This is a genomic window from Streptomyces sp. NPDC058877 (genome assembly GCF_042742855.1).
Classification (GTDB): domain Bacteria; phylum Actinomycetota; class Actinomycetes; order Streptomycetales; family Streptomycetaceae; genus Streptomyces.
On sequence record NZ_JBHYMF010000405.1, the window covers coordinates 1 to 1,301 of the forward strand.

1 protein-coding gene is annotated in these 1,301 nt (G+C 73.5%); it reads left to right on the forward strand.

Going from position 1 to position 1,301, the window contains the following annotated elements; translation table 11 throughout:
• Positions 1-496: 496 nt before the first annotated feature.
• Positions 497-1,060 carry an AAA family ATPase gene (locus ACFW2Y_RS35900; protein ID WP_384887967.1) on the forward strand — a complete coding sequence of 188 codons (564 nt, stop codon included), beginning with the start codon at positions 497-499 and terminating at the stop codon, positions 1,058-1,060.
• Positions 1,061-1,301: the final 241 nt, after the last annotated feature.

The window sequence follows — 1,301 nt, forward strand, 5'->3', positions numbered from 1 at the left end:
GGAGGGTGCGTCGGGAGGGGGTGGGGGCGCGGTGCTGCACTGGTGCTCCTTCCTGCCGTGCAAGGTTGAAGGAAACTTCCAAGGCGTCACGGATAGCCTGAAAGTAACTATCAGGTCAAGGGTCCGGGCAGGAATCACCCGCGCGCCGTCCGGTCGGTCCCCGGCGGGTCCCGGACGCTTCCCCGCGTGCCTTCGGACGGGCCGCCGTCCGCCCGCCGCGCGGCTCACCCGTCCGGAGCGATCGAAGGCCGGAGTTCCTGGAGCATACGGACCGTCTCCCGGATCGCCCGGCGGCGCGCCGCGCCCGTCCGCCACACGGCGTGCAGCCTGCGCGTCGGTGGAGCGGCACGGACGACGATCCGGCGGAAGGCCGCTGCGGAGCCGGAGAGTAGGGTGCCGGTGCCGACGCCGAACGGGGGAGCGGCACCATGAACCATCCGCACCAGCCCTACGGGCAGCCCGGTGTCACCGCACGCCATGGACGGAGCACCGCCGCATGAGCTTCGAGGACGTCGTCGTCGACAGCGTCGAAACCGCCGCCGGCGCCCTCCTGCTGGCGGGGATCCCCGGCAGCGGCAAGTCCACCGTCGCGGCGGCCCTCGCGGCCCGCTTCGTCCGCGCCGCGCACATCGAGGTCGACCGCCTCCAGGAACTGATCGTCCGGGGCGGACACTGGCCGACCCCGGAGGGCGACCCGGAGGCGGACCGCCAGATCCTGCTGCGCGCCAGGGGCGGTTGCCTGCTCGCGGACAGCTTCGCCGCGGCCGGCTTCCTGCCGGTCCTCGATGACGTGGTCGTGCGCCGTTCCCACCTCGACTTCTACCGTGCCCAGGTGACGGCGGTCCCGCTCCACGTGGTGGTCCTGGCCCCGGGGCCCGACACGGCGTGGGAACGCAACAACGCCCGCCACAAGAAGCTGACGACGAACTGGGCCTTCCTGGACGAGGCCATGCGCGCCGAACTCTCCGCGGAGGGCGTCTGGATCGACAGCGCGGACCAGACGGTTGAGGAGACGGTCGACGCGGTCCTCGCGGCGACGGGGCTCACGCCGGAGGGCTGAACCGCCAGCGGCGGCGCCGCCGTTCTCCGTTCCCGGCCCCTGGGGACCGGCCACCGATCACCTTTCCCCCGCTGCCCCGCCCCGGCCGGCGTCCCGGGGCGGAGGGCTCCCGGGCCGACGACCGGTCACTCACCCCCGCGGCGGCGCGTCGCCCCCGTTATGTTCTTCGCGGTCCTGCAAGAGGGCCGCTGGCCTCCGGGCCCGGCATGACTGTGTCCCCCTGTCGAACGGATGACCTGGG

Bases quoted from the DNA above. Each gene is read 5' to 3' on its own strand.
- ACFW2Y_RS35900 (WP_384887967.1), top strand. From the start codon at position 497: ATGAGCTTCGAGGACGTCGTCGTCGACAGCGTCGAAACCGCCGCCGGC.